22 protein-coding genes, 1 tRNA gene and 1 other RNA gene are annotated in these 24,307 nt (G+C 58.3%); 15 read left to right on the plus strand and 9 right to left on the minus strand.

Going from position 1 to position 24,307, the window contains the following annotated elements:
* Nucleotides 1-126: 126 nt before the first annotated feature.
* Both ssrA and GLP52_RS03905 read right to left on the minus strand, forming a co-directional pair.
* Nucleotides 127-473: a transfer-messenger RNA gene (ssrA, locus tag GLP52_RS03900) on the minus strand.
* 29 nt (nt 474-502) lie between these two features.
* Entirely contained in the window at nt 503-1,246 is a 744-nt protein-coding gene (locus tag GLP52_RS03905) for a FadR/GntR family transcriptional regulator (RefSeq protein ID WP_093732318.1), read from the minus strand.
* Nucleotides 1,247-1,435: 189 nt separating this feature from the next.
* On the opposite strand from GLP52_RS03905, the gene acuI reads away from it, so the two are divergent.
* From acuI to GLP52_RS03955, 10 genes are all read left to right on the plus strand, one after another.
* Entirely contained in the window at nt 1,436-2,428 is a 993-nt protein-coding gene (gene acuI, locus GLP52_RS03910) for an acryloyl-CoA reductase (protein WP_093732317.1), read from the plus strand.
* Nucleotides 2,429-2,561: 133 nt separating this feature from the next.
* Nucleotides 2,562-3,983 carry a cryptochrome/photolyase family protein gene (locus tag GLP52_RS03915; RefSeq protein ID WP_093732316.1) on the plus strand — a complete coding sequence of 474 codons (1,422 nt, stop codon included), beginning with the start codon at nt 2,562-2,564 and terminating at the stop codon, nt 3,981-3,983.
* Between the two features lie 77 nt (nt 3,984-4,060).
* Nucleotides 4,061-5,269, plus strand: a complete 1,209-nt coding sequence (locus GLP52_RS03920) for an SAM-dependent methyltransferase (RefSeq protein WP_237271602.1) — start codon at nt 4,061-4,063, stop codon at nt 5,267-5,269.
* Nucleotides 5,270-5,301: 32 nt separating this feature from the next.
* Entirely contained in the window at nt 5,302-5,742 is a 441-nt protein-coding gene (locus GLP52_RS03925) for a TrgA family protein (RefSeq protein WP_093732314.1), read from the plus strand.
* A gap of 3 nt (nt 5,743-5,745) precedes the next feature.
* Nucleotides 5,746-6,879 carry an NUDIX domain-containing protein gene (locus GLP52_RS03930; protein ID WP_237273419.1) on the plus strand — a complete coding sequence of 378 codons (1,134 nt, stop codon included), beginning with the start codon at nt 5,746-5,748 and terminating at the stop codon, nt 6,877-6,879.
* Between the two features lie 14 nt (nt 6,880-6,893).
* On the plus strand, nt 6,894-7,928 hold the full coding sequence (locus GLP52_RS03935; protein WP_237271604.1) for a cysteine synthase A: 1,035 nt from the start codon (nt 6,894-6,896) through the stop codon (nt 7,926-7,928).
* On the plus strand, nt 7,925-10,279 hold the full coding sequence (locus GLP52_RS03940) for a DUF3772 domain-containing protein (RefSeq protein WP_237271605.1): 2,355 nt from the start codon (nt 7,925-7,927) through the stop codon (nt 10,277-10,279). Before GLP52_RS03935 ends, GLP52_RS03940 begins: the two co-directional genes overlap by 4 nt.
* Nucleotides 10,276-10,995 (plus strand): alanyl-tRNA editing protein, encoded by a 720-nt coding sequence (locus GLP52_RS03945; RefSeq protein WP_237271606.1) that lies wholly within the window; start codon nt 10,276-10,278, stop codon nt 10,993-10,995. The genes GLP52_RS03940 and GLP52_RS03945 overlap by 4 nt, the downstream gene beginning before the upstream one ends.
* Before the next feature lie 82 nt (nt 10,996-11,077).
* Nucleotides 11,078-11,167, plus strand: a tRNA-Ser gene (locus tag GLP52_RS03950).
* A gap of 89 nt (nt 11,168-11,256) precedes the next feature.
* A complete protein-coding gene (locus GLP52_RS03955) occupies nt 11,257-11,688 on the plus strand; it encodes a YqaA family protein (RefSeq protein WP_237271607.1) in 432 nt (143 codons plus the stop codon).
* Nucleotides 11,689-11,774: 86 nt separating this feature from the next.
* On the opposite strand, the gene GLP52_RS03960 is transcribed toward GLP52_RS03955, so the two are convergent.
* Nucleotides 11,775-12,344 (minus strand): YcbK family protein, encoded by a 570-nt coding sequence (locus GLP52_RS03960; protein ID WP_093732309.1) that lies wholly within the window; start codon nt 12,342-12,344, stop codon nt 11,775-11,777.
* A 313-nt stretch (nt 12,345-12,657) separates the two neighbouring features.
* Between GLP52_RS03960 and GLP52_RS03965 the strand changes: the two genes are divergently transcribed.
* From GLP52_RS03965 to GLP52_RS03980, 4 genes are read left to right on the plus strand one after another with little or no spacing between them, the layout of a single operon-like run.
* A complete protein-coding gene (locus GLP52_RS03965) occupies nt 12,658-14,286 on the plus strand; it encodes a L,D-transpeptidase family protein (protein ID WP_237271608.1) in 1,629 nt (542 codons plus the stop codon).
* Nucleotides 14,287-14,313: 27 nt separating this feature from the next.
* The gene (lpxD, locus tag GLP52_RS03970) at nt 14,314-15,411 is read left to right on the plus strand and encodes a UDP-3-O-(3-hydroxymyristoyl)glucosamine N-acyltransferase (RefSeq protein ID WP_093732307.1); all 1,098 of its coding nucleotides are present in this window, start codon (nt 14,314-14,316) and stop codon (nt 15,409-15,411) included.
* A 34-nt stretch (nt 15,412-15,445) separates the two neighbouring features.
* Complete coding sequence (locus tag GLP52_RS03975) at nt 15,446-15,703, plus strand: acyl carrier protein (protein ID WP_093732306.1); 258 nt, start codon at nt 15,446-15,448, stop codon at nt 15,701-15,703.
* A gap of 3 nt (nt 15,704-15,706) precedes the next feature.
* Complete coding sequence (locus GLP52_RS03980) at nt 15,707-16,915, plus strand: beta-ketoacyl-[acyl-carrier-protein] synthase family protein (protein WP_237271609.1); 1,209 nt, start codon at nt 15,707-15,709, stop codon at nt 16,913-16,915.
* 96 nt (nt 16,916-17,011) lie between these two features.
* Here GLP52_RS03980 and GLP52_RS03985 read toward each other — a convergent pair whose 3' ends face one another.
* Nucleotides 17,012-17,701: an invasion associated locus B family protein gene (locus tag GLP52_RS03985; RefSeq protein ID WP_167354510.1), complete on the minus strand. Its 690-nt coding sequence runs from the start codon at nt 17,699-17,701 to the stop codon at nt 17,012-17,014.
* Between the two features lie 469 nt (nt 17,702-18,170).
* On the opposite strand from GLP52_RS03985, the gene GLP52_RS03990 reads away from it, so the two are divergent.
* A complete protein-coding gene (locus GLP52_RS03990) occupies nt 18,171-19,721 on the plus strand; it encodes a helicase HerA-like domain-containing protein (RefSeq protein WP_093732303.1) in 1,551 nt (516 codons plus the stop codon).
* 71 nt (nt 19,722-19,792) lie between these two features.
* Here the strand turns inward: GLP52_RS03990 and GLP52_RS03995 are convergent, their stop codons facing one another.
* From GLP52_RS03995 to GLP52_RS04015, 5 genes are all read right to left on the minus strand, one after another.
* Nucleotides 19,793-21,097 (minus strand): branched-chain amino acid ABC transporter permease, encoded by a 1,305-nt coding sequence (locus GLP52_RS03995; RefSeq protein WP_237271610.1) that lies wholly within the window; start codon nt 21,095-21,097, stop codon nt 19,793-19,795.
* Nucleotides 21,094-22,104 carry a branched-chain amino acid ABC transporter permease gene (locus tag GLP52_RS04000; protein WP_093732301.1) on the minus strand — a complete coding sequence of 337 codons (1,011 nt, stop codon included), beginning with the start codon at nt 22,102-22,104 and terminating at the stop codon, nt 21,094-21,096. The genes GLP52_RS03995 and GLP52_RS04000 overlap by 4 nt, the downstream gene beginning before the upstream one ends.
* Nucleotides 22,104-22,550 (minus strand): hypothetical protein, encoded by a 447-nt coding sequence (locus GLP52_RS04005; protein ID WP_237271611.1) that lies wholly within the window; start codon nt 22,548-22,550, stop codon nt 22,104-22,106. Before GLP52_RS04005 ends, GLP52_RS04000 begins: the two co-directional genes overlap by 1 nt.
* A gap of 3 nt (nt 22,551-22,553) precedes the next feature.
* Nucleotides 22,554-23,375: an ABC transporter ATP-binding protein gene (locus GLP52_RS04010; RefSeq protein WP_093732300.1), complete on the minus strand. Its 822-nt coding sequence runs from the start codon at nt 23,373-23,375 to the stop codon at nt 22,554-22,556.
* Nucleotides 23,376-23,508: 133 nt separating this feature from the next.
* The gene (locus tag GLP52_RS04015; RefSeq protein ID WP_237271612.1) at nt 23,509-24,288 is read right to left on the minus strand and encodes an ABC transporter ATP-binding protein; all 780 of its coding nucleotides are present in this window, start codon (nt 24,286-24,288) and stop codon (nt 23,509-23,511) included.
* Between the last annotated feature and the right edge of the window lie 19 nt (nt 24,289-24,307).

Consider the following 24,307-nt stretch of genomic DNA (forward strand, 5'->3'; position numbering starts at 1 on the left):
AGCGCGCCAGCGGCTTCCAAATGGTAAAAAATCCTCGCCGAAGGCAGCACAACATACGTGTCAACCGGCACCGTCCCGTGCGACCGCAAGGTTTTAGAGAGAAATCAGAAAGTGGCGGGAGGGGTAAGTGCAGGTTTCTGTTGCCAGGTACCTGCGAACCCCGCCTTAGGTCGCTAAACGTAAGGACTTAAGTTTCAATAGTTCCGGTCGCTTACGCGGCCATCGCCATTGGAGCACGATTGTCATTTGCAATTGTACATTTTACGCCGATAACGGTGGCAGTCAGCCGAGATAAAGCTACATCTTTAGACGTTCGTCGATCCTGTTTCGACCCCATAATCCCCAAATGAAGGATGATTGGTGGAGTCGCCGGGTACCGCCCCCGGGTCCGAACCGCTTATTACATGCGCGTTTATACCCATAGTCCCTAAGGACAGTTCAGATATAAGGGACGTGGTTTTCTTTGCAAGGGGAAAGCCATGAAAATCCGCAGGTGCAGCGGCTACGGTGCCGCGTTCGGCTGCTTGGTGCGGCGGGCAAAGACGGTACGGGCAAGGGTCTGGGTCTCTTGTTCAAGCAGCGTCAGTCCGGCCGCGACGGCAGCAGCGTTGCGTGTCGTCATTGCGGTGGCGATCTCGCGGTGACGCGCGACGATTGCATCGCGGGACCACGCCGTGAAAGTAATCATGTTCATCAAAGGCTGCATCGCCTCGACCGCGCCAGCGAGCTGGTAAGACAGGACCGGGTTGCCCGCTGCGTCGACCAATGCGCGGTGGAATGCCACATCGGCAGCGCAAAACCCTGCATCTGACAGCGCCGGCGCGGATTGTGTGTCAAGCGCGTCCTGCATCGCCTTTAGGTGGCTGTCTTGCCTTCGGGCTGCCGATAAAGGCGCGCAGGCTCTCTCAAGTGCGAAACGGGCCTCGCAGGCGGTTTCAAAGCTGACGTCGTTCATTGACAAAAGTAGGGTAGAGGTCGTGATCTGCTGCGCTTGAGCGGCTTCAAAGCTAATGCGATTGACGAAAGCGCCGCCTGTCGCACCGCGTTGCGTGCGGATCAACGATTGCGCGGCCAACCGCTTGAGCGCCTCGCGTACTGTCGCGCGCGAAACATTGAACTGAGCTGAAAGCTCTGCCTCAGACGGCAGACGTTCGTCCACGATCAACACGCCCTTGATGATAGCATCGCGGATGTTCGCAGCAATTTGGCTGGACAAGTCAGAGGCAGTTTGTGGCGTGGTATTCATTTGTCTTACATTTATGGTTTGGAAAAACTTTAAATGTCTGACATTAATTTTGCAAGATGCGAGTCGGCGGTCAAAATCCGCTGCGTGCAGCTTGAACCTTCGGGACCGAGGGGCCAGCCCCTCGGGCTCCCCAGAGTTTACTGGCAAAATGAAGCGGGCCCTGAACGGCGGCCCGAGACAGGAGATATGATGTTTAATGCGTTGATGGTGAACAAAGATGAGGAAACCGGCAAGACCCATGCTGAAGTGACCCAGATTGACCTTGATCGTTTGCCCGAGGGTGACGTGACAGTTGCTGTCGAATATTCGACCGTGAACTACAAAGACGGGCTATGCATTGGCCCCGGTGGCGGATTGGTACGCAAATATCCGCACATCCCCGGTATTGATTTTGCCGGCACGGTCGAAGCATCCGACGATGATCGCTATAAACCCGGCGACAAGGTTGTGCTGACCGGTTGGCGCGTGGGTGAGGCGCATTGGGGCGGCTATTCACAAAAGGCGCGGGTCAAGGCCGACTGGTTGGTGCCTCTCCCCGAGGGGCTGGATACGCGGCAGGCGATGGCTGTCGGCACGGCGGGATTTACCGCGATGTTATCTGTCATGGCGCTGGAGGATCACGGGCTGGTATCAGGCAACGGGCCGGTTCTAGTCACAGGTGCTGCAGGCGGTGTCGGGTCGGTCGCAGTCGCGATACTTGCCAATTTGGGGTATGAGGTTGCTGGCGTAACCGGGCGTCCTGACACAGCGGACTATCTGAAATCTCTCGGCGTCAGCCAGATCGTTGCGCGCGAAGAGCTAAACGAAACCGTCAAGCGCCCGCTCGAGGCCGAAACCTGGGCCGGCTGCATTGATGCCGTCGGGGGCGAGATGCTGGCGCGGGTATTGGGGCAGATGAAATACGGCGGTTCGGTTGCAGCTGTTGGTCTTGCGGGTGGGGCAGGGTTACCCGCCACTGTCATCCCCTTTCTGCTGCGCGGTGTGAACCTGCTGGGCATTGATTCCGTTATGCAGCCCTACGAGAACCGTCTGCGCGCATGGCAGCGGGTCGGGAAAGACCTGCCGCTCTCCAAACTGGAAGATATGGTTGTGCCTGCAGCACTCAGCGATTTGCCAAAACTTGGTGCGGACATCCTGAACGGGCAAATCCGGGGCCGTGTGGTGGTCGATGTGAACGCCTGAACCGGCATTACCTGAGTTAAATCTACCGAGCGGCGGCCCCTGTGGGTCGCCGTTTGGCGTTAATAGGGACTGTTATGGTCTTGACGTTACGGGGGACGTGCTAGCTTTGCATCACCTTAACGCAAAGTTTGATATGTCCGACAACAGCCCCATTCTTCTTTGGTATCGCCGCGACCTTCGGCTGAGCGATCACCCCGCCTTGTCCGCTGCTGCGCAGTCCGGCCGTCCGGTTATTCCCGTCTTTATCAAGGATACCACGGTCGACGCCCTTGGCGCTGCGCCGAAATGGCGGCTCGGTCTGGGGCTCGGGGCGCTGGCCGACAGTTTTGACGCGATGTCCAGCAAGCTTGTACTGCGCGAAGGCGATGCGCTCGACGTGTTGCAGGCCCTCGTCAAGGAAACAGGCGCGGAAGCTGTCTATTGGTCGCGGCTGTATGATCCGGCGAGTTTACAGCGTGACAGCAAGATCAAAGAAACCCTGTGCGACCAAGGCGTTGATGCCAAGTCCTTTGGCGGACATGTGATGTTTGAGCCGTGGAGCGTAGAGACCAAGGCAGGCGATTGCTACAAGGTCTACACGCCGTTCTGGAACAACGTCAAAACCCGCGATGTTGAGCCACCGCTGGCCGCGCCGTCTGAGTTGTGCGCGCCGGAGGAATGGCCCGCAAGCGATGCGCTGGAAGGTTGGGGCTTGGCGGTCGCGATGAACCGTGGTGCGGATGTGGTGCGCCCCTTTGTTTGCCTCGGCGAAAAGGCCGCGCAGTCGCGGTTGGGGGGCTTTATGGCCCATGGGGTGGCCGAATATAAGCAAACCCGCGATATTCCTGGCACCGATGGTACATCCAACCTGTCAGAGAACCTGTCTCTCGGCGAGATCAGCCCGCACCAATGTTGGCACGCTGGCCAGCGCGCACTGCAGGATGGTAAACAAGGGGCTGAGACCTTCCTTAAAGAACTGGTTTGGCGCGAATTCGCGTGCCACCTGATGTATCACACGCCACGGATGTTGACCGATAACTGGCGCGAGGAATGGGATTCCTTTCCATGGAACGAGGACGAGCGCCGTGCCGAGGTTAAGGCCTGGAAACAAGGGCGCACGGGCGAGCCTTTTGTCGATGCCGCCATGCGCGAGCTGTACGTGACCGGACGGATGCACAACCGGGGCCGCATGATCGTGGCCAGTTATTTGACGAAACATTTGATGTGTCATTGGCGGATCGGCCAAAAATGGTTCGAACATTGTCTTATCGACTGGGATCCCGCGAGCAATGCGATGGGGTGGCAATGGGCGGCGGGGTCGGGGCCGGATGCCTCGCCTTACTTTCGCGTGTTCAACCCCGAGACACAGCTTGATAAATTTGATAAGAATAGGGACTATGCCAGCCGTTGGATCGCCGAAGGGCGGGCCAATCCGCATAAGGATGCGCTCGCGTTTTTCGATGCAATCCCGCGCAGCTGGCCCTTGTCAGCGCAGGATGACTATCCCGAAAAGATCATTGCGCTGGATGAAGGGCGTGAGCGGGCTCTGGAAACCTACAAGGGGCGAAACTTTTAACCCTTATGAAACGTGGATCACCCACGTAACCCCCATAAACCAATAAGATACGCGTCCAAGCGCATACAGGAGAGCGAATGATTTTGACCAGCACCGAGGGGCAGGCTGCCCTTCCTCGATATTTCTCGCGTGTTTTTGCGATGGCGCAAGAAATGCAAAATGGGCAGGTCGACTTTATTATGCCCGACGGGCGGTGCTTTCGCGCGGTTGGTCAGAATCCGGTCCCGGTTGCGGAAATCCGTATCCATAACAACGACTTGTTCGCCCGCCTTATCAGGGAGGGTGACCTTGGATTTAGCGACGCCTACCTCGATGAATGGTGGAGCACGCCGGACCTGCAGGCCTTTATGGACGTCGCCCATGCGAACGAGGACATTTACGACTCCTTTCCCGGTATGGGGTTGATCCGTAAGTTTGAATCCCTGCGCTTCTGGTTGCAGCGCAACAGCAAAAAGCAGGCACGCAAGAACATCAGCTATCACTATGATTTGGGTAATGATTTTTACAAATTGTGGCTTGATGACACGATGACCTATTCCAGCGCAATTTTCGAAGACGGGGTCCAACAATCTCTGGAGTCAGCGCAGACAGCGAAATACGCCTCTATGGTGAATCAGATGGGGGTCGTGCCCGGGGATCACGTGCTGGAGATCGGCTGCGGATGGGGCGGTTTTGCAGAATATGCCGCTAAGGAACGCGGGCTAAAGGTAACCTGTCTGACCATCAGTAAAGAACAGTTTAACTACGCCAAAGAACGCATAGAAAACGCAGGTTTATCAGACGTTGTTGAATTTAAGCTTCAAGATTATCGCGACGAACGCGGCAAATATGACGGTATCGCCAGTATTGAAATGTTCGAGGCCGTCGGCGAACAGTATTGGCCATCTTATTTCAAGACGTTGCATGACTGTCTTAAACCTGGATGTCAGGCAACCCTGCAGATCATCACTGTGCCAGATCGCCGCTGGAAGGTTTACAAGCGAGGCGTTGATTTTATTCAGAAATATATCTTTCCGGGTGGCATGCTCCCAAGCCCCACGGTGTTAAAGCAACAGGTTGAGAACGCCGGTTTAGCCGTTGAAAAGTCTATTGAGTTCGGGAAAAGCTATGATGTGACACTGCGGCGTTGGCATCGGACCTTCAATGAGAAATGGGAAGAGATATCCCGCATGGGGTTCGATGAACGCTTTAAACGCATGTGGGATTTCTATCTGACCTCATGCGCGTCTACCTTTGACAGCGGCAATTGCGATGTGACACAGATCACGGTGAAACGCCCAGCCTAGGGGCGTATTGCCCGTAGTCTAAGGATGTTCCGATGCCGACCGCCGCCCGTCTGACCGCTGCCGTTTGTTTGGCGCTGATGGGCTATGCCCTGTCGCGCATGATCATGCCATTGATGCCCACGTCGACGCAGTTCGGGTATTTTATTCCCACCAACATCGCCCTCGGTCTTATCGTGGGGTGGCGGGTCGTTGGGTCGCGTGTCGGCGGCGGCATATCAGAAGGCATTACTATCGGCGTAACCGGCGCGGTGGTCTTGGTCTTCTGGGGGCTGTTTGTGCAAAGTGGGCGCGAGATGATTGAGAAAGCGATGATGCATCGTTTCGACGGGGTTGGTGATGCGCTCGTTGGGATGATCGGTATCGGGGCAGAATACTTTCTGATTATCGCGACGGTGCCGATTATCGCGGTCGTCCTTTTGGGCGGGGCCGTTAGTGGCATCGTGACCAACGTCATTGATAGAAGGTTCCCTTAAGCGATGACTGATCTTTTCCTTTATGGATCCCTGCGCCATGTGCCCCTGCTTGAAATCGTACTGGGCCGCACCTCGGACCGGTTGGATATTTCAGCAGACCGTCTGCCCGATCACGTGGCCTTGTCGGTGGTGGAAGGGCCTTTTCCTTGTATCGTACCTGCGTCAGGTCAAAGCGCTGAGGGGCTGCTGCTGCGCGGGCTCGGTCAAAACGATCTGGACCGGTTGAATTTCTACGAGGGCGGCTTTGCCTACGATCTAAAAGGGGTGAGGCTGGAAAGCGGAGCCAGCGCCTTGGGTTATTTTGCGCGGCCAGATCAATGGTCCACGCGCGAACCGTGGTCGCTGGCGCAATGGCAGGCGGAATGGGGCGCGCTCAGCTGCTTTGCCGCGCGCGAGGTGATGGATTATTTCGGGGTCTACACCGCCGACCGCGTCGCGCAGATGTTCCCGATGATCCGGTCACGGGCGGCGGCGCAGATGAATGCGCTTGGGTCGAAACACGGGGCAGGGACGCTGGACGGCAAGGTGCGGATCGACCGGATTGACCGCGCCTATACCAATTATTTCGCTTTGAATGAATATCACCTTTCACACGAGCGATTTGATGGCACGATGACCGATGTGCTGGAGCGTGCGGTCTTCGTCGCGACCGACGCCGCGTTGGTGCTGCCCTATGATCCGGTGCGAGATCGGGTGATGCTCGTAGAGCAGCTGCGCATGGGGCCGGTGGCGCGGGGAGATAGGGCGCAGTGGCAGCTTGAACCCATCGCGGGCCGCGTTGATCCGGGCGAAAGCCCCGAAGACGCCGCGCATCGTGAGGCGCAGGAAGAAGCGGGGCTGACCCTGCGCAAGCTTGAAAAAATCGCGGAAGTCTATGCCTCTCCGGGGGATTCTACGGAATTTTTCTATATCTATCTGGGGCTTGCCGATTTGCCCGATGGTAGCACCGGGGTGAACGGGCTTGAGGTGGAAAACGAGGATATCCGGTCCCATCTCATCGGCTTTGATGCGCTGATGACCATGGTGGACCAGCTTGAAGCTGCCAATGCGCCGCTGGTGATTGCCGCGTATTGGCTCGCGCGGCATCGGGAACGCTTGAGGTTGGAAGCGCCCGCAGCTACACCAGATATAACTTGATTTAGGAGCATTCCATGCACGTCGCATCTGATCTGGCACAGGCCATTGGCAACACACCTCTTATCCGTCTGCGCAAGGCGAGCGAGGAAACCGGCTGCGAGATATATGGCAAGGCAGAATTCATGAACCCCGGCCAATCGGTCAAGGACCGGGCCGCCCTGTTCATCATTCAGGATGCCATCGCCAAAGGCACGCTGAAACCCGGCGGCACGATTGTTGAAGGCACGGCGGGCAACACCGGCATCGGGCTTGCGCTGGTCGGCGCGTCGATGGGGTTCAAAACCGTGATTGTCATTCCTGAAACGCAAAGTCAGGAAAAAAAGGACATGCTGCGTCTGGCCGGTGCCGAGCTGGTGCAGGTGCCAGCCGCGCCGTATCGCAACCCCAACAACTTTGTGCGCTATTCTGAACGTCTTGCGAACGAGCTGGCACGTACCACAAACGAGGGCGTGATCTGGGCCAACCAGTTTGACAACGTTGCCAACCGTCAGGCGCATATTGAAACCACCGGCCCCGAAATCTGGGAACAGACCGGCGGCAAGGTCGATGGGTTCTGCTGTGCGGTCGGTTCAGGCGGGACGCTGGCCGGTATCGGCATGGCGTTGCAGCCCAAGGGCGTGAAAATCGCGATTGCCGATCCCGATGGGGCGGCGCTACATAACTATTACACCAAAGGTGAACTGGTTGCAGAAGGTGGCTCGATCGCCGAGGGCATCGGTCAGGTGCGCATCACCAAGAACCTCGAAGGGTTCACGCCTGATTTCAGCTATAACGTCTCGGACGCCGAGGCGCTGCCCTATGTCTTTGACCTGCTACAACACGAAGGGCTGTGCCTTGGCGCGTCGTCGGGTGTGAACGTGGCGGGTGCCGTGCGTCTGGCCAAGGATATGGGGCCTGGCCATACCATTGTGACGATCCTGTGTGACTTTGGCACGCGTTATCAGTCGAAACTGTTCAACCCTGAATTCCTGCGCGAAAAGAACCTGCCGGTGCCAGGCTGGCTGGACCGTGCGCCACAATCCATTCCCGGCGTTTTCGAAGACCAATGAACGCCACGCTCAGGGGGCTTCTGGCCGGCGGTCTTCTGGCGCTTTGCCTGACGACCGCGGCCATCGCGCAGACCGACGTCGAAGAAACGGCAGAGCAGTGGGACAGCGTCGCCGTTAAGGCTGAACAATCGGTGGAAGAGGTCGATACCCCGACCACCGAACTTGAAAGCATGCGCGCGCGTGTGGTCGGTTACCGGTCTGAATTCGAGGCGGCGCGCACCTTGAACGCCGATCGCATCGCCGCACTGCGCGACCAGCTTGCCGCTTTGGGTCCTGTGCCTGAGGGCGAGAACGCCGAACCCGAAGCGCCCGAAGTCGCTAAAACCCGCGCCGATATCAATCAACAGCTGAACACGCTGCTCGCCCCCGTCCAGATCGCAGAACGAGAGTTCCTGCGGGCTGACGGTCTGGTCCGCGAGATCGACAAACGCATCCGTGATCGACAAACCGAACGGCTGCTGCGTGCGACGCCGTCACCCCTAAACCCGGCCTATTGGGCCCCCGCACTGGTTGACGTGCAAAACGCCTTCGCCGCTTTTTGGGAAGAAAGTGCAGAGCAAGACACCGACAGCGCACTGGATACGTTGGAAACTAATTTGCCGACCGTACTATTGGCGGGCTTGGCGGGGCTGCTGCTGCTCTTTCGGGGCCGACTGTGGGCAATGGGGATTGTGAATGCGTTGCGCGATCGTCAGGCGCGTGGTCTGGGCATCTGGCGGTTCATCGTCTCGCTGTTGCGCATCCTTTTTCCATTGGCGGGCTTGTTTTTGCTGTCAATTGCCGCCCGTCAAAGCGGTTTTCTAGGCGCGCGATCTTCTTTGCTCGTCGAACTGCTGCCGATCATCGGGCTCATGATATTCGGGTTTCGCTGGGTTTCTGAACGCGTGTTCGCCCGCGAGCAGGAGGAGGCGTTGCTGCCGTTACCTGCAGCCCAACGAAAAATGGCGCGGCTTTATGTGAATGCCATCACGCTCGTCATCATCTTATCGATCGTCGCCCTGACAGTGTTGGAATTCGGTGACCCCAGTACGGCGACCCGTGCGGTCGTGCAGTTTCCGCTAGCCGTGCTGACCAGCCTCGCGCTGTTTCAAATTGGCCGGATTTTGCGCGGCTATCGCGACCCCGACGAGGACACTCCAGACGCAGATGGCGTGACCAAAGCCTCTACGCATGCGCGGATCGTGCGCAGCGCAGGGCTGGGGGCGATTGCTGTGTCGATTGCCGCGCCGGTTCTGTTCGCCTTTGGCTACCAAGACCTGTCCGACGCGATTTTGCGCCCCTATGTCACGACGCTGGCGGTGTTGGGGCTGGTCATGGCGTTGCAACGGTTTTCGGCAGATGTGTACGGCGCTATAACAGGGCAGGGACCGGCTGCCCGCGAAGCCTTGATGCCGTTGCTCTTCGGGTTGATCCTGCTGATGCTGGCCGCGCCTGCGCTGGCGCTGGTCTGGGGCGCGCGGGTCGCCGATCTGACAGAGCTTTGGGCCGCATTCGGGCGCGGATTTACCGTCGGAGAAAGCCGTATTGCACCGTCGAACCTGCTGGCGTTTACCATCATTTTCGCCATCGGTTATCTGCTGACGCGTTTGTTGCAAGGCACCTTGCGCAGCAATGTGCTGCCCAAAACCAAGATTGATATCGGTGGGCAGAACGCCTTGCTGTCGGGGCTTGGGTATGTCGGTATTTTTCTGGCCGCACTGGCGGCGATCACCGGTGCGGGGATCGACCTGAGCTCGCTCGCGATTGTGGCTGGTGCCTTGTCGGTCGGTATCGGTTTTGGCCTGCAAAATATCGTCAGCAACTTTGTATCCGGGATCATCTTGCTGATCGAGCGGCCGATCTCGGAAGGCGACTGGATCGAGGTCGGCGGAAAGTCGGGCTATGTGCGCGACATTTCCGTTCGGTCGACGCGGATCGAAACCTTTGACCGCACCGATGTTATTGTCCCCAACGCCGATTTGGTCAGCGGCACAGTGACGAACTTTACCCGTGGCAATACTGTGGGGCGGCTTATCGTAAAGGTGGGTGTGGCTTATGGCACCGATACCCGTCGGGTCGAAACTGTTCTGCGAGAGATCGCTGAAGCACAACCCTTAGTGCTGGCAAACCCCGCGCCGAATGTGCTGTTGGTGAGCTTTGGCGCAGATGCGCTTGAATTTGAGATCCGGGCATTTTTGCGGGACGTGAACTGGATGATGTCGGTCCAGAGCGATATTAACCACGCCATTGTCGACCGCTTTGCCGAAGAAAAAATCGAAGTCCCCTTTCCACAGCGCGATGTCTGGTTCCGCAATCGCGCGCCCGAACCAGCGCCAAAAGCGCCGAAACCAGACGGAGAAGCGGACAATTGAGCCAACCGATCTACCTTACCGACACCTACGCCCGCGACAGCGCGGCAAAAGTCGTCTCTATCACGCCTGAAGGTGGGATCGTACTGGACCGTGCGCTGTTTTATCCCACTGGCGGCGGGCAACCCGGCGACAGTGGTTGGCTGAGCTGGGACAGGCAACGTATGCCTATTGCCACCACGGTAAAGGGGCAGGACGGCAGTGTTATTCTGGTCCCCGCCGAACCGGCGGTTATTCCACAGGCGGGCACCCATGTGACGCTAGCGCTGGATTGGGACCGCCGTCACCGGCATATGCGCGTGCACAGCCTGTTGCATTTACTGTCTGTGGTGGTGCCGTTTCCCGTGGTCGGCGGGCAGATTTCGGCGACACACGGACGGATCGACTTTGATCTAGCCGATGCGCCAGAGGATCGCGACGCGATAGAAGACGCGCTGCTGTCTTATATTGGGCAAGATTTACCAATTACCGATCATTGGATTACCCAAGAAGAACTGCAAGCCGCTCCTGATCTGGTCAAGACATTGTCTGTCGCCCCACCGGCGACAGCGGCCGAGGTGCGGTTGGTGCAGATCGGCGAGGATGACGCCTGGATCGACCTTCAGCCCTGTGGCGGTACCCATGTCGCCAGAACCGGAGAGATTGGCGCGATACGCCTTGGTAAGATTGAGAAAAAGGGGCGCGACACCCGTCGAATATACGTCCATCTCGACAGCTGAGCGGCGCATTGAAATCTTGTTGAAATTCGCGCGTTTTACCCCTTGCACCCTGACAGCAGGTCACGCTAAACACCCCCTCAATGGACAGGTGGCCGAGTGGTCGAAGGCGCACGCCTGGAAAGTGTGTAGGCGGGAGACCGTCTCCAGGGTTCGAATCCCTGTCTGTCCGCCATACCCCTCTTACGATAAAATTCACCGCGATGACTTGCGGTTGCGGCCGCCCGATAGCGGCGTGGCATGCCGTTCGGGGCGGTGGTTCGGATGACCGGATACCTCAGCCTATTCACCGTCGCCTTTCTGGCTGCTACGATTCTTCCGATGCAATCCGAAGCGCTGCTTGTCGGTCTGATGCTACATGGTCAGCACGGGGTTCTTGTGTTGCTGGCTGTGGCAACGGTCGGCAATGTGCTGGGGGCGGTGGTAAATTGGGGGCTGGGCCATGCGGTGTTGCGGTTTCAGGGCAAACGCTGGTTCCCCGCATCGCCGTCGCAGATGGCACGCGCCGAGACATGGTACGCGCGCTATGGGCGCTGGTCGCTGCTGGTCAGCTGGTTCCCTGTTGTAGGGGATGCGCTGACCGTCACGGCAGGCGTGTTGAAAGAACCGCTTTGGTCCTTTGTGGCGATCGTCGGGATCGGCAAGGCGCTGCGCTATGGCGTGTTGGCCGGGGTCACGCTGGCGTGGATCGGCTGACCATCTGACGGTGTTCTATGGCGGGGTTTAAAAACGAAAAAAGCGCCCGAGGGCGCTTTGTTTCCGTGGTAAACTCAGAGGCGCGATTAACCGCCCCAGTTACGCACCTGACCGCAATCCATATGGACGAAGTTCGAGCCCGAGTAGCGACCGACACCGCCGCCGTTGCAGGCGATTGCCGCGCGGGCCATCTGGTTCACCGAACGGGATGCCAGGCGCAAATCAGCGGCCTGACCCCGCATGTGCAAGGAGTTCTTGGCTACACCGCCCGATCTGGAGCGCAGCATCGCGTTTGTTTGCGGGCTGCGATAGCCCGACAAAAGCATGTAAGGTTCGGATACGTCGAGAAGGTTGTGCGAGGCGGCCATGATATCAACGGTACGCAGGTCCATCGATTTGACACCATCGGTACGCCAGTCGCGCATAAAATAGTTCAATTCGGATACGGCATCTTTGATGTAGTTGCCTTCGATCCAGTAGATCATGTCGATGCGTTCGCCGGTACGACCGGAATACATCTTGATGCGACGAATATCGCCGGCCCCACGTAAAAATCCTGCTGCGTTTGCAAAGCTCGGTGCTGCTGCTACGGCTGTCGCTGCGAATGCGCCCAATACGGAGCGCCGGGTCATGCCCGAAGTGCTCTTACCAGTCATTGATTATGTGTCCCGTTTTCTGCCTTTGGTTCCATGATGTTACACGGAAATTTCCATCGTTCCCCAGATGCAACAATTTATGGCATAGCGCGATTCTTGAACCAAGTGCTGAATCGAAAAGGTTCCATCTCACAACAAATTTAGGCGAATTTTTGCGCAACGCTTAGGGAGGTGTTCATTTTTGCAACAGGGGCGATGCGGATAAGCATCAATTTACCCTTAGATTCCAGTTCACGGGCTTTGTTATTGGACAATATGCCGGGGTTCCATGCGTATCTAGGGAAACCAAAGCTCACCGATTTCGGGGGAATCAATGACTCGTATTTTAGCTATTCAATCGCGGAAATTTCGCCGCCTTACTGGTTTTCTCGGGGCGGCAGCGACAGCTTTGACGCTTCTTACCGCACCGCAACCCGTTTTTGCGCAGGTAACTGCGTTCAAACAAGCCGTCGCGGAAGCCGCAGCGCGGGACGAAGACATCGCTGCGTATTACCGGACCCACGGTTACGCGCCGATCTGGACCGAAGCAAACGACACACAGCGTGCACGTCGCGCTGCGTTGATGTCTGCCATCCGCGCCGCAGATCTGCATGGGTTGCCTGTCGCGCGCTACGACCCCCAAGGGTTGATGGAAACGCTAAAGGCTGCGCAAACTCCGCGTGATCGCGGTCTCGCCGAGGTAGAGATGACGCGCGTGTTCTTACAATACGCCCGCGACCTTCAAACCGGTGTACTGGTGCCGTCGCGTATCGACCCGTCCATCGTGCGCGAGGTGCCGTACCGCGACCGTCAAACCACTCTGACCGATTTCATTGCCGCAGATCCCACGCCGTTTCTGCGCAATCTGCGTCCGAACACGATGGAATATAACGCTCTGATGCGTGAAAAGCTACGGATGGAACAGCTGCTGAGCCAGGGCGGTTGGGGCCCTGCGGTGCCCGCGTCGTCATTGAAACCGGGCGCGCAAGGGGCGCAGGTGGTCGCGCTGCGTAACCGCTTGATGTCGATGGGGTACCTCAAGCGGTCGAACGTGATGACGTATGACGCAACCCTGCAAGACGCCGTTCTGAGCTTTCAGAAAGACCACGGTTTGAACGAAGACGGCGTGGCCGGTCCTAGCACCATGGCCGAGATCAACAAAACCGTCGAAACCCGTCTGCAGTCGGTCATCGTCGCGATGGAGCGCGAGCGCTGGCTGAACAAGGAACGCGGTGCACGTCACATTCTGGTTAACATTCCTGCGTTTACCGCCTCTGTGGTCGATAACGGATTGGTAACCTTCGAAACCCGTACCGTCGTCGGTGCAAATGAGTCCGACCGTCTGACTCCGGAATTTTCGGATGTGATGGAATATATCGTCATCAACCCCACATGGACGGTGCCACGGTCAATTGTGACCAAGGAATACCTGCCTTCGATGAAGCGGAATCCGAATGCTGCGGGCCATATTGATCTGATCGATGGCCGGGGCCGGATCGTCAGCCGAGGCTCGGTGAACTTTAGCCGCTATACCGAACGCACGTTCCCCTATGGCATGCGTCAAAAGCCCGGTCGGTCCAATGCACTTGGTCTGGTAAAGTTCATCTTCCCCAACAAATACAACATTTACCTGCACGACACGCCGTCCAAGAGCCTCTTCAGCCGCGATGTGCGCGCCTTTAGCCACGGCTGCGTGCGGCTCGCGGATCCGTTCGATTTTGCCTATACACTTCTGGCGGCGCAAACTGCTGATCCGGTCGGGTATTTCAAACGCCAGTTGGCCACAGGACGTGAAACCTTTGTGCATCTGGACAAAGAACTGCCCGTCCACCTCATCTATCGGACCGCCTTTACCACGCCACGGGGTCACACGCAGTATCGTGCCGACATCTATGGCCGCGACGGTCGCATTTGGGATGCGCTGAGCAAGGCGGGGGTGGCATTGGGCGCGGTTCAGGGTTAACTCGTCCCTGATAAGGGGAGACCGCATATGACTTATACCATCCAACAGATCGCCGACGCGCTTGGCTTGCCAGCGGTCGGCGATACGTCCATCTCGATTGCCAAATTGGCAGAGCCAGCCGACGCGGGTCCCGACGATCTGGCGCTCGCCATGAGCCCCAAATACGCGCAATCCCTGTCAGACGGCGCGGCGCGTGCTGCTATGCTCTGGCCCGATGCCGACTGGCAAGAGATGGGATTGAAGGCGGCGATCCTGCCTGACCGTCCGCGTTTTGCCATGTCGGGACTGACCCGCATGATGGACCCGGGGCAGGGCTTTGGGACGGGTATCCACCCCTCTGCCGTCATTGACCCGACAGCACAGCTGGCAGACGATGTATCTGTAGGGCCGCTGGCCATTGTGGCGGCAGGTGCGCAGATTGGCGCTGGCTCTGTCATCGGGCCGCAATGCTATATCGGAACAGACGCGGTTCTGGGCAAGAGCGCCTATCTGCGGGATCATGTCAGCATCGGTGCTCGGGTCCGCATCGGCGACGATTTCATCGCACAACCAGGCGCGCGCATTGGCGGCGACGGATTTTCCTTTGTGACAGCCGAACCCAGCACAGTTGAGCAGACCCGCAAGACACTTGGCGATCGCGGCGACACAAAAGCGCAACAATGGAACCGTATTCACACGCTTGGAAGTGTGACCATCGGGAATGACGTGGAATGTGGGATGAACTGCACGGTGGATAGCGGCACCATTCGCAACACCACGATTGGCGACGGCACCAAGCTCGATAACCTCGTGCATCTGGGCCACAACGTTGTGGTGGGCAAGAACTGTCTGCTTTGTGGTCAGGTTGGCATCGCGGGCTCGGTGACGATTGGCGATAATGTCGTGCTTGGCGGTCAGGTGGGTGTCAGCGACAACATCACCATCGGCGACGGTGTGATCGCGGGTGGCGGCACCAAGATCCTGTCGAACGCGCCAGCAGGCCGGTCCTTGCTGGGCTATCCCGCGACGGAAATGGGCAAGCAGATCGAAGGCTACAAGGCGCTGCGTCGCTTGCCGCGCTTGCTTCGCGATGTGGCCGCGTTAAAATCCCAGATGGGCAGCTCCAAAGACAGTGAAACAAGCTAGGGTCGTCCGCGGCCCGCTCTGATGGAGACTTAGGATGAACATCAAAGATCAGGTCATCAGCATCATCGCCGATCAAGCGTTTCTGACGCCCTCGGACGTGAGCATGAGCAGCACACTGGACAGTCTGGGCATCGACAGCATGGGCATCGTCGAAAGCATCTTTGCGATCGAAGAAACCTTTGATGTATCGGTCCCGTTCAACGCGAACCAGCCCGACGCCACGGGGTTTGATATCTCTAGCGTTGCGAGCATCGTCGCAGGGGTTGAACGGCTGCGCGCCGAGCAGGCCTGACGCGTGAAACGGGTCGTCATCACGGGCGCGGGCACGGTCAATCCGCTGGGGTTGAACGTGCCCGATACGCTTGCGGCCATGCGCAACGGGGTTTGTGGTATTGGGCCGCTTGCGTTTCGCGACGTGGAACGGCTGTCGATCCAGATCGGCGGGCAGGTGCACGGATTTGACGGTGAAAGCCAGCACAACCGCCAAAAAATTGCGCTCTATGACCGGTTCACCCAATTCACGCTGGCCGCGGCCTCCGAGGCGATTATCCAGTCGGGGCTTGTTTTCGAAGGCGAGCTTGCCGCAAAATCCGGCGTGGTGCTTGGTACGGCAGGCGGCGGGGTGAGCACGTGGGACGATAACTACCGCGCGGTTTATGCCGAGGGAAAGAACCGCGTGCATCCCTTTGTCGTGCCACGTCTGATGAACAACGCCGCAGCCAGCCACGTCAGCATGGAGCATCGCCTCAAGGGGCCGTCGTTCACCGTCTCTACCGCCTGCGCATCATCAAATCACGCAATGGCGCAGGCCTTTTCAATGATCCGCAGCGGTATGGCACCGGTCATGGTCACGGGGGGATCGGAATCCATGCTGTGTTTCGGCGGCGTCAAAGCGTGGGAAGGCCTGCGCGTGATGTCACGCGACGCCTGCCGCCCGTTTTCGGCCAATCGGAACGGGATGGTGCAGGGCGAAGGGGCCGGTATCTTTGTATTCGAGGACTACGACCACGCGCGTGCCCGAGGGGCAGAAATCCTGTGTGAGGTGTCAGGGTTTGCAATGACATCGGACGCGTCAGATATTGTGATGCCCTCCAAGGCAGGGGCCGCACGCGCCATCAAAGGCGCTCTGCAGGACGCGCGGATCAACCCTGACGAGGTAGGCTATATCAACGCGCACGGCACCGGTACGATGGCCAATGACAAGACTGAATGCGCAGCGGTAGCGGATGTCTTTGGGACCCACGCGGACAGGCTGATGATCAGCTCAACCAAGTCGATGCACGGCCATTTGATCGGTGGCACCGGCGCGGTAGAGCTTTTGGCCTGCATTATGGCGCTACGTGATGGGGTGATCGCCCCGACCATCGGCTACGAAGAACCCGACCCCGACTGTGCGCTGGACGTTGTGCCGAATATCGCACGGGATTCGCGTGTCACTGTCGCGCTGTCCAATGCTTTTGCCTTTGGCGGCATGAACGCGGTGTTGGCCCTGCGCGCAATCTGAACACGCGAGAATACCCAAACGTCGACGTATAAAAAAAGCCGCCTCGGTCAGAGGCGGCTGTTGTAACTCAGGGGGGCCAGATGACCACCCAAAGACTTACTTGTTTTCAACAATCGAGGATTTGTCGAAGCTGGCTGTGAACCCGTCAAGCGACAATGCCAGTTCAACCTTCTGGTCGGGGGCCAGCGCGGGCACAATCGTGATCACCGCTTCCTTGCCGCGCTTGAATGCAGCAACGTCGGCATCGGTCAGCCCCATGCGCACATAGCAGCCAACGGGGTTACAGAACGCGAAAGGATAACGGCGGGCTTTGCCCCCATCGACGGTCAGTGTCATTTGCGAGGGCAGGGCCGTTTCCAACGGTACAACAACCGTTGCACCTGCCGTTGCCTTGCCGCCGCTTGGCAGACGGAACAGCGAGAATTCGGCAACAGGTGCGCCCTGGCCATCATCCATCAGCTGGTACATCTGGCAGGGGTCGATCTCTTCTTCGGTCTTGATGCAGCGCATTTCCCACGCACCGATCACTTCTTTGGTGTAGGGCTTTCCAAGGGTCGGCTCACCGTCAGAGTCTTCACCAAGGCTGAGCTGCGATTGCACATCCGTGCTGCTGCCGGTGGTGGTGTTCTCTTCGGTCGCAGGGGCCGCTTCAGCAGTCGGTGCCGTTGTTTCCGGGGCGTCTGTTGCTGCGGGTGTTTCCGTGGCTGCAGTTTGTGCGTAACCGGAAACGGGCATAGTCAGAGCCATCGCCGCGCAAAGAGGGAGAAGTGTGATATACTTTTTCATGCTCGTTCCAAATCAGTTAAATTCGACGCCATCTACCATGCGCCAACGCTAATGTCAGGATGATAGCGGTGAAACGATCGTGATTTAAGGCAAAATTTCGCCTATTTCATCGGGGGTTAAGGCGGCAGGCGGCCCATTGGGGGGCGCAATAGAAAAAAGGGCGCAAAGCGCCCCTTTCCCTGTTCTTCGTTCTCCCCGTCGGACTTGGCCGACCTATTAAGGGCAGGTTACGAAAGCATTGATGAACCGTCAACATAAAATTTCACAATCGTTTCAGACCGGTAAACTTGGCCACAATGAAAAAAGGGCCGTACCCGAAGGCACGGCCAAGTCTGACAGGGAGGAAGTGTCGCCGATACGAAAAGGACATCACGATCGGCGACAAAATCACTATGGTGTGAAAAGGTTAAGTTTGTATGCTCACCCTGCACTTTGACTGAAGGCTATTGGCCTAAAAGGACTTAAATACGTGACAAATGATATTTTCATCGGCGGGGGTGGCGAAGCCTACGCGACCAAACAATTTCTCAACATCGGCTATGCCAACCGTCACGGTCTGATCGCGGGGGCGACGGGCACGGGCAAAACGGTCACGTTGCAAATTCTGGCCGAAGGCTTCTCTGCGGCTGGGGTGCCGGTCTTCTTGTCTGACGTAAAGGGCGATCTATCTGGCCTCGCGCAGGCCGGATCCGCCAGCCATAAGTTGCACACCCCCTTTACCGAGCGCGCGCAAACCATCGGCTTTGACGATTTCGACTACAGCGCTTTCCCTGTGACCTTCTGGGATATGTACGGCAAACAGGGCCATCCCGTCCGGACGACGATTTCGGAGATGGGCCCGTTGCTGCTGGCGCAGCTGTTGGACCTGACCGAGGCGCAAGAGGGCATTTTGAACATCGCCTTTCGTGTCGCCGACGAAGACGGATTGCCGCTTCTGGACCTGAAAGATTTGCAATCCCTGCTAGTCTGGATCGGCAAGAACGCGTCTACGCTGGCTCTGCGCTATGGCAATGTGTCTGCGGCGTCCGTGGGCGCGATCCAGCGGCGGCTCCTGGTCCTTGAAAACCAAGGGGCGGCTGACCTTTTTGGTGAACCTGCGCTAGCGCTAAGCGATCTGATGCGGACCGACACGGACGGGCGCGGCTTTATCAACATCCTCGCCGCTGACAAGCTGATGCAAGCCCCAAAACTTTATGCGACCTTTCTGCTGTGGCTGCTGTCCGAACTTTTCGAGGAACTGCCCGAGGTCGGCGATCCGGAGAAACCCAAACTTGTTTTCTTTTTTGACGAAGCACATTTGCTGTTTGATGACGCCCCCAAAGCGCTGGTAGATAAGGTGGAACAGGTGGCGCGTCTGATCCGCTCCAAAGGGGTGGGGGTGTATTTCATCACGCAAAACCCCGCCGATGTACCCGAAGATATCCTTGGCCAGTTGGGCAACCGTATCCAGCATGCCCTGCGCGCCTTTACCGCCCGAGACCGCAAAGACCTGCGTCTCGCCGCCCAAACCTACCGCGACAATCCGCGTTTCGAGACCGAAGAAGCGATCCGCGAGGTCGGCGTGGGCGAAGCCGTCACGTCGATGCTGCAGAAAAAGGGGATACCCGGTGTGGTCGAGCGGACCTTGATCCGTCCGCCGTCCTCGCAGCTAGGCCCCCTTGATCCTGCCACCCGCGCTGCCCTGATGGCGCAAAGCCCGATGGCTGGGAAATACGACACCCGCCTCGACCGCGCCTCGGCTTTCGAAATGTTGGCCAAACGGGCAGAGGATGCCGCGAAAGAAGCGGCACAGGCCGAAGAACAAGCGGAAGCCGAAGACACATCGCCAGCCCTGCGTGAATTCAACGCAGCGCGGCGTTATGCTGGCAAACGGGTGACACGATCCACGGCGAAACGCACGACCAAAAGCGATGACAGCTTCGGCGGTGCCATCGCGAGCGTGGTGATCAAAGAGCTTAAGGGCACAACCGGCCGCCGCATTGTGCGTGGTATTCTGGGCGGGTTGTTCAAAGGGCGCTGATGCCCCTTCCAAATGGACCTAAATCCTCGCCGAAGGCAGGCCTTATCCCACAGGGGACAAGGCCTATTCTTTTACTTCTCGGGGATCAATCCGCGCGGGCTGAACCTAAGGACCAGCAGCAGCACTGCGCCCATTGTCATCAACCGCATATGGGCGGCGGAGTCGATCAGATGGTCTTTTAGCCAATAGCCATCGGACATGCCCGCGGTCACCATCTGCATCAGCCACAGCCCCATGGGTTCTACCATCACCCAAAGATACCACATCAAAAAGCCCCCCAACACGGCCCCCAGATTATTGCCAGACCCGCCGACGATCACCATCACCCAGATCAGGAAGGTAAAGCGCAGCGGCTGATAGGATCCGGGCGTCAGCTGGCCATCCAGCGTGGTCATCATCGCCCCGGCGATGCCGCAGATGGCAGAGCCGAGGATGAACACCTGCAAATGCCGCGCGGTAACGTCCTTGCCCATGGCTTCGGCGGCAACTTCATTATCGCGGATCGCGCGCAGCATCCGTCCCCAAGGCGAATTCAGTGCCCGCTGGCTCAGCCACATGAGCACCAGCAGCACCACGGCGAACAGGCAGACGTACAAGAACTTGACCCAAAGCGTCGACGCTTCCACAGGGTTGAACCCGAAGCCAGCCGCTTGTGCCACAAAACCCGCGTCGTTTTGCAGGTCGATCTCATAGGGCACAGGGCGCGGGATGCCGATAACATTCTTGACGCCGCGCGACAGCCAGTCCTCGTTCTTGAGCACAGCGATGATGATTTCCGCGATGCCCAAGGTGGCAATCGCAAGGTAATCCGACCGCAGCCCAAGCGCGGTTTTTCCGATCAGCCAGGCAGCACCGGCGGCCAACAGCCCGCCAACCGGCCAGGCAAAGATCACCGGTAGGCCAAGCCCGCCAAGATAACCTGTGGTGGCGGGGCTCACGGCCTCTACCGCACTGACCGAAGGGTCGAGCAGAGCGCGAAAGATGAAAAAGCCGCCGACCAGAACCGCCAGCACGAGAAGCGTGCGGAGCCAGCCCTTGGCCATGCGCTTCATCACTTGAACCGCCAGCAGGATCGTCGCAGCCCCCGTCAGCAAGGCGGCGACAATGCCCCAGCCGCCCGCGGACCAAGCCCCTTCGGAGGGGGGCATACCAATCAGCACAGCGGCGAGACCACCCAGTGCCACAAACCCCATGATGCCCACGTTGAAAAGTCCTGCAAAGCCCCATTGCAGGTTTACCCCAAGCGCCATGATGCTTGAAATCAGCCCCATCGCAATGATCAGCAGCGCGGCGTTCCAGCTTTGGGTCACGCCGGTCAGTACGATCAGAACCGCGACGATGGCGAAAAGGCCGGTGTTTTTGACTGTCTCGTTCATACCGATTGCCCCTTGAATAGACCTGTGGGTTTGAACAGCAACACGATCAACAAGATCACGAAGCTGACGGCGAATTTATAGTCGGTGGACAGAAGCTGGACCAATCCGTCGGGGGCAAGCCCCTCGGGCGCGAGGTAGCCGAACACTTTCTTCCACGCATAGGTGATTGTTACCTCGGAAAACGCGATGACAAAACCGCCTGCGATTGCTCCGATGGGGCTGCCAAGCCCGCCCACGATGGCGGCGGCGAAAATCGGCAGCAACAGTTGGAAATAGGTGAAGGGTTTGAAGGACTTGTCCAACCCGTAAAGCACGCCCGCGGTGGTCGCGAGGCAGGCGACGATGATCCATGTGATCATGACCACCCGTTCAGGGTTGATGCCCGACAGCAGCGCCAGATCTTCGTTGTCGGAATAGGCGCGCATGGATTTGCCCGACCGCGTCTTGTTCAAGAACCAAAAAAGCGCGGCAACGACGATGACAGCCGTAACAACCGTCAGCCCTTGGGTGGTTTTGATCGCCAGCCCTTCTTCGAGACCGGTCATCTCTTTGAAGTCCCGCGCCGAGATGATGAAACGTTCCCCATCCAAAAAGCGTTGATCCTCTGCGCCGATGATGAAGCGGGTGATGCCATTGTAGACGAAAGTCACCCCCAGCGAGACGATGACGAAAATCACCGGCTTGGCCTTCTTTTCGCGGTAGAAGCTATAGACCAGCTTGTCGGTGCCAAGCAGCAGTCCGATGGTGATGATGATCGCGAATGGCAGGGCCAGCAGTGCGGTCGGTAAGACCCCCAGGCTCAGCCCCAGCGACTGGAAGCCCCACGTGATCAGTACCGCCGACATGGCCCCAAGCGCCATGGTGTCGCCATGGGCAAAGTTCGAGAACCGCAAGATGCCGTAAACCAGTGTCACCCCAAGCGCGCCAAGCGCCAGTTGCGACCCGTAAGCAATGCCCGGGACCAGCACATAGTTGGCCAAGGCGACAAAAGCGTTAAGTAAGTCCATTATTTGCATGTCCCTAGATAGCTGATGGCGATAGGCCCATCAGCGTAATGCACGGTGTAACGGGATGCCCCGTCGGCGGCGATGCTAAGCAGGTGGCGGGCGTCAAACCCACCGCCCGTCAGGGACAGCGCCTTATCCTGTTTCGTGCCAGTCAGCGTGACGGTTTCGGCGTCGCTGACCATTTGTGATTGAACCGCCAGCGCATCAGCAGATGCGCCGCCTGCGGTGCCGGTGACGTCGGGGGAGAACTCTGTCTCTGTACAGGGTTCGTTTTCGACGCACTCCCAGACAAAGCGGCAGCCGATGGCGATGGTTTGCTGAAACGGCTCTGGCGGTGTTGTTGAAACAGTGCCGGCCGCTGGGGCAGGCGGTGCCGCGTCGGTGCTTTCCTGTGCTAAGGCGGGTTCTGCAAAGGCTACAAGAGCCAGAGGAAGGGTCCATCGCATCGCTTAACCCCCCAGAAAAGATTTGCGAACTTCGGGATCTTCCAAAAGCTCTTTGCCTGTACCAGTAAAGGCGTTCGCCCCTTGCACCAGAACATATCCCTTATCCGCGATCTCGAGCGCCTGACGGGCGTTCTGTTCAACCATCAGGATCGGAATGCCGGTGCGGGCAACCTCGATGATACGGTCAAACAACTCGTCCATCACGATCGGCGAGACACCGGCGGTAGGTTCGTCCAGCATCAGAACTTTGGGCTGGGTCATCAGCGCGCGACCCACGGCCACCTGCTGACGTTGGCCGCCCGACAGCTCACCCGCTGGCTGATAGCGTTTTTCCTTGAGGATCGGGAACAGGTCATAGACTTGAGCCATCGTATCGCGGAAATCATCGCGGCGGATGAAGGCCCCCATCTCGAGGTTTTCTTCGACGGTCATCGAGGTGAAAATATTCGAGGTTTGCGGCACAAAGCCCATGCCCTTGGCCACACGGTCCTGCGGTGACAGCGCGGTGATGTCTTCGCCGTCCAGACGCACATGACCCTGTCGGACATCCAGCATGCCGAACACGGCTTTCATCGCGGTGGACTTGCCCGCGCCATTGGGACCGACGATAACCGCGATCTCGCCTTTTTCGACAGCGATTGTACAGCCGTGCAGAATATCTGGGCCCTTGCCATAGCCACCCGTCATCGTGTCACCGATCAAGAACGGCCCGCCCGGCGCGGGGTGGCTCTTGCCGCCGGTTTTGACAGGTTGCGCGGTGCCTTGGCCTTTGGGGTTCGCGATCGATAGGTCCTTGTTGCCCCGATCGCCATATGGGTTGCTCATGTCAGTTTCTTTCTTTCGGTATCAAGGCCGCCACAGGGGACCGTCGCGTCACAGGAATTTTTGCCTGTCCAAACCGCTGCTGTCTGCGGCAGGGCCAGTCCCGCGCAGAGGGGCGATGCAGCCCGCGGGCGTCTCATGCAGACACAGCCTTGTTCTTGAGCCCGGTGCCCAGATAGGCCTCGATCACTTGCTCGTTTGCTTTGATTTCGGGCAGGGTGCCTTGGGCCAGAACTTTGCCCTCGGCCATACAGATCACCGGATCACACAAGCGGCCAATAAAATCCATGTCGTGTTCGATGACGACGAAGGTATAGCCGCGTTCTTGGTTCAGGCGGATGATCGCGTCGCCGATGGTGTTCAGCAGCGTGCGGTTCACGCCGGCACCGACTTCGTCCAGAAACACGATTTTCGCGTCGACCATCATGGTCCGCCCCAGCTCTAGCAGCTTTTTCTGACCGCCCGAGATCTGCCCCGCCTTTTGCTCGGCCAGATGTTCGACCGTCAAAAACTCGAGCACCTCGTCCGCCTTGGCGCGCAGGGCGCGTTCCTGATCTGCGATGCGCTTGCGTCCGAACCATGTGTTCCACAGCGTTTCGCCGACCTGATCACCGGGTACCATCATCAGGTTCTCGCGGCAGCTCATGGATGAAAATTCATGGGCGATCTGGAAGGTCCGCAGCAACCCCTTGTGAAACAGCGTATGCGGGGGCAGGCCGGTGATATCCTCGCCGTCCATGGTTACACGGCCCGACGTGGGCTTAAGCACGCCGGCGATGACGTTGAACAGCGTGGTTTTTCCCGCACCGTTCGGGCCGATCAAGCCGGTGATCGTGCCTTTGCCAATGGTCAGATTGGCACCGTCCACGGCGTGAAACCCGCCGAAATGTTTATGGATGTCGTCTACGACGATCATTACTATGTCTCCCCGTGCA

Source organism: Sulfitobacter sp. M22 (assembly GCF_021736025.1).
Taxonomy (GTDB): domain Bacteria; phylum Pseudomonadota; class Alphaproteobacteria; order Rhodobacterales; family Rhodobacteraceae; genus Sulfitobacter; species Sulfitobacter litoralis.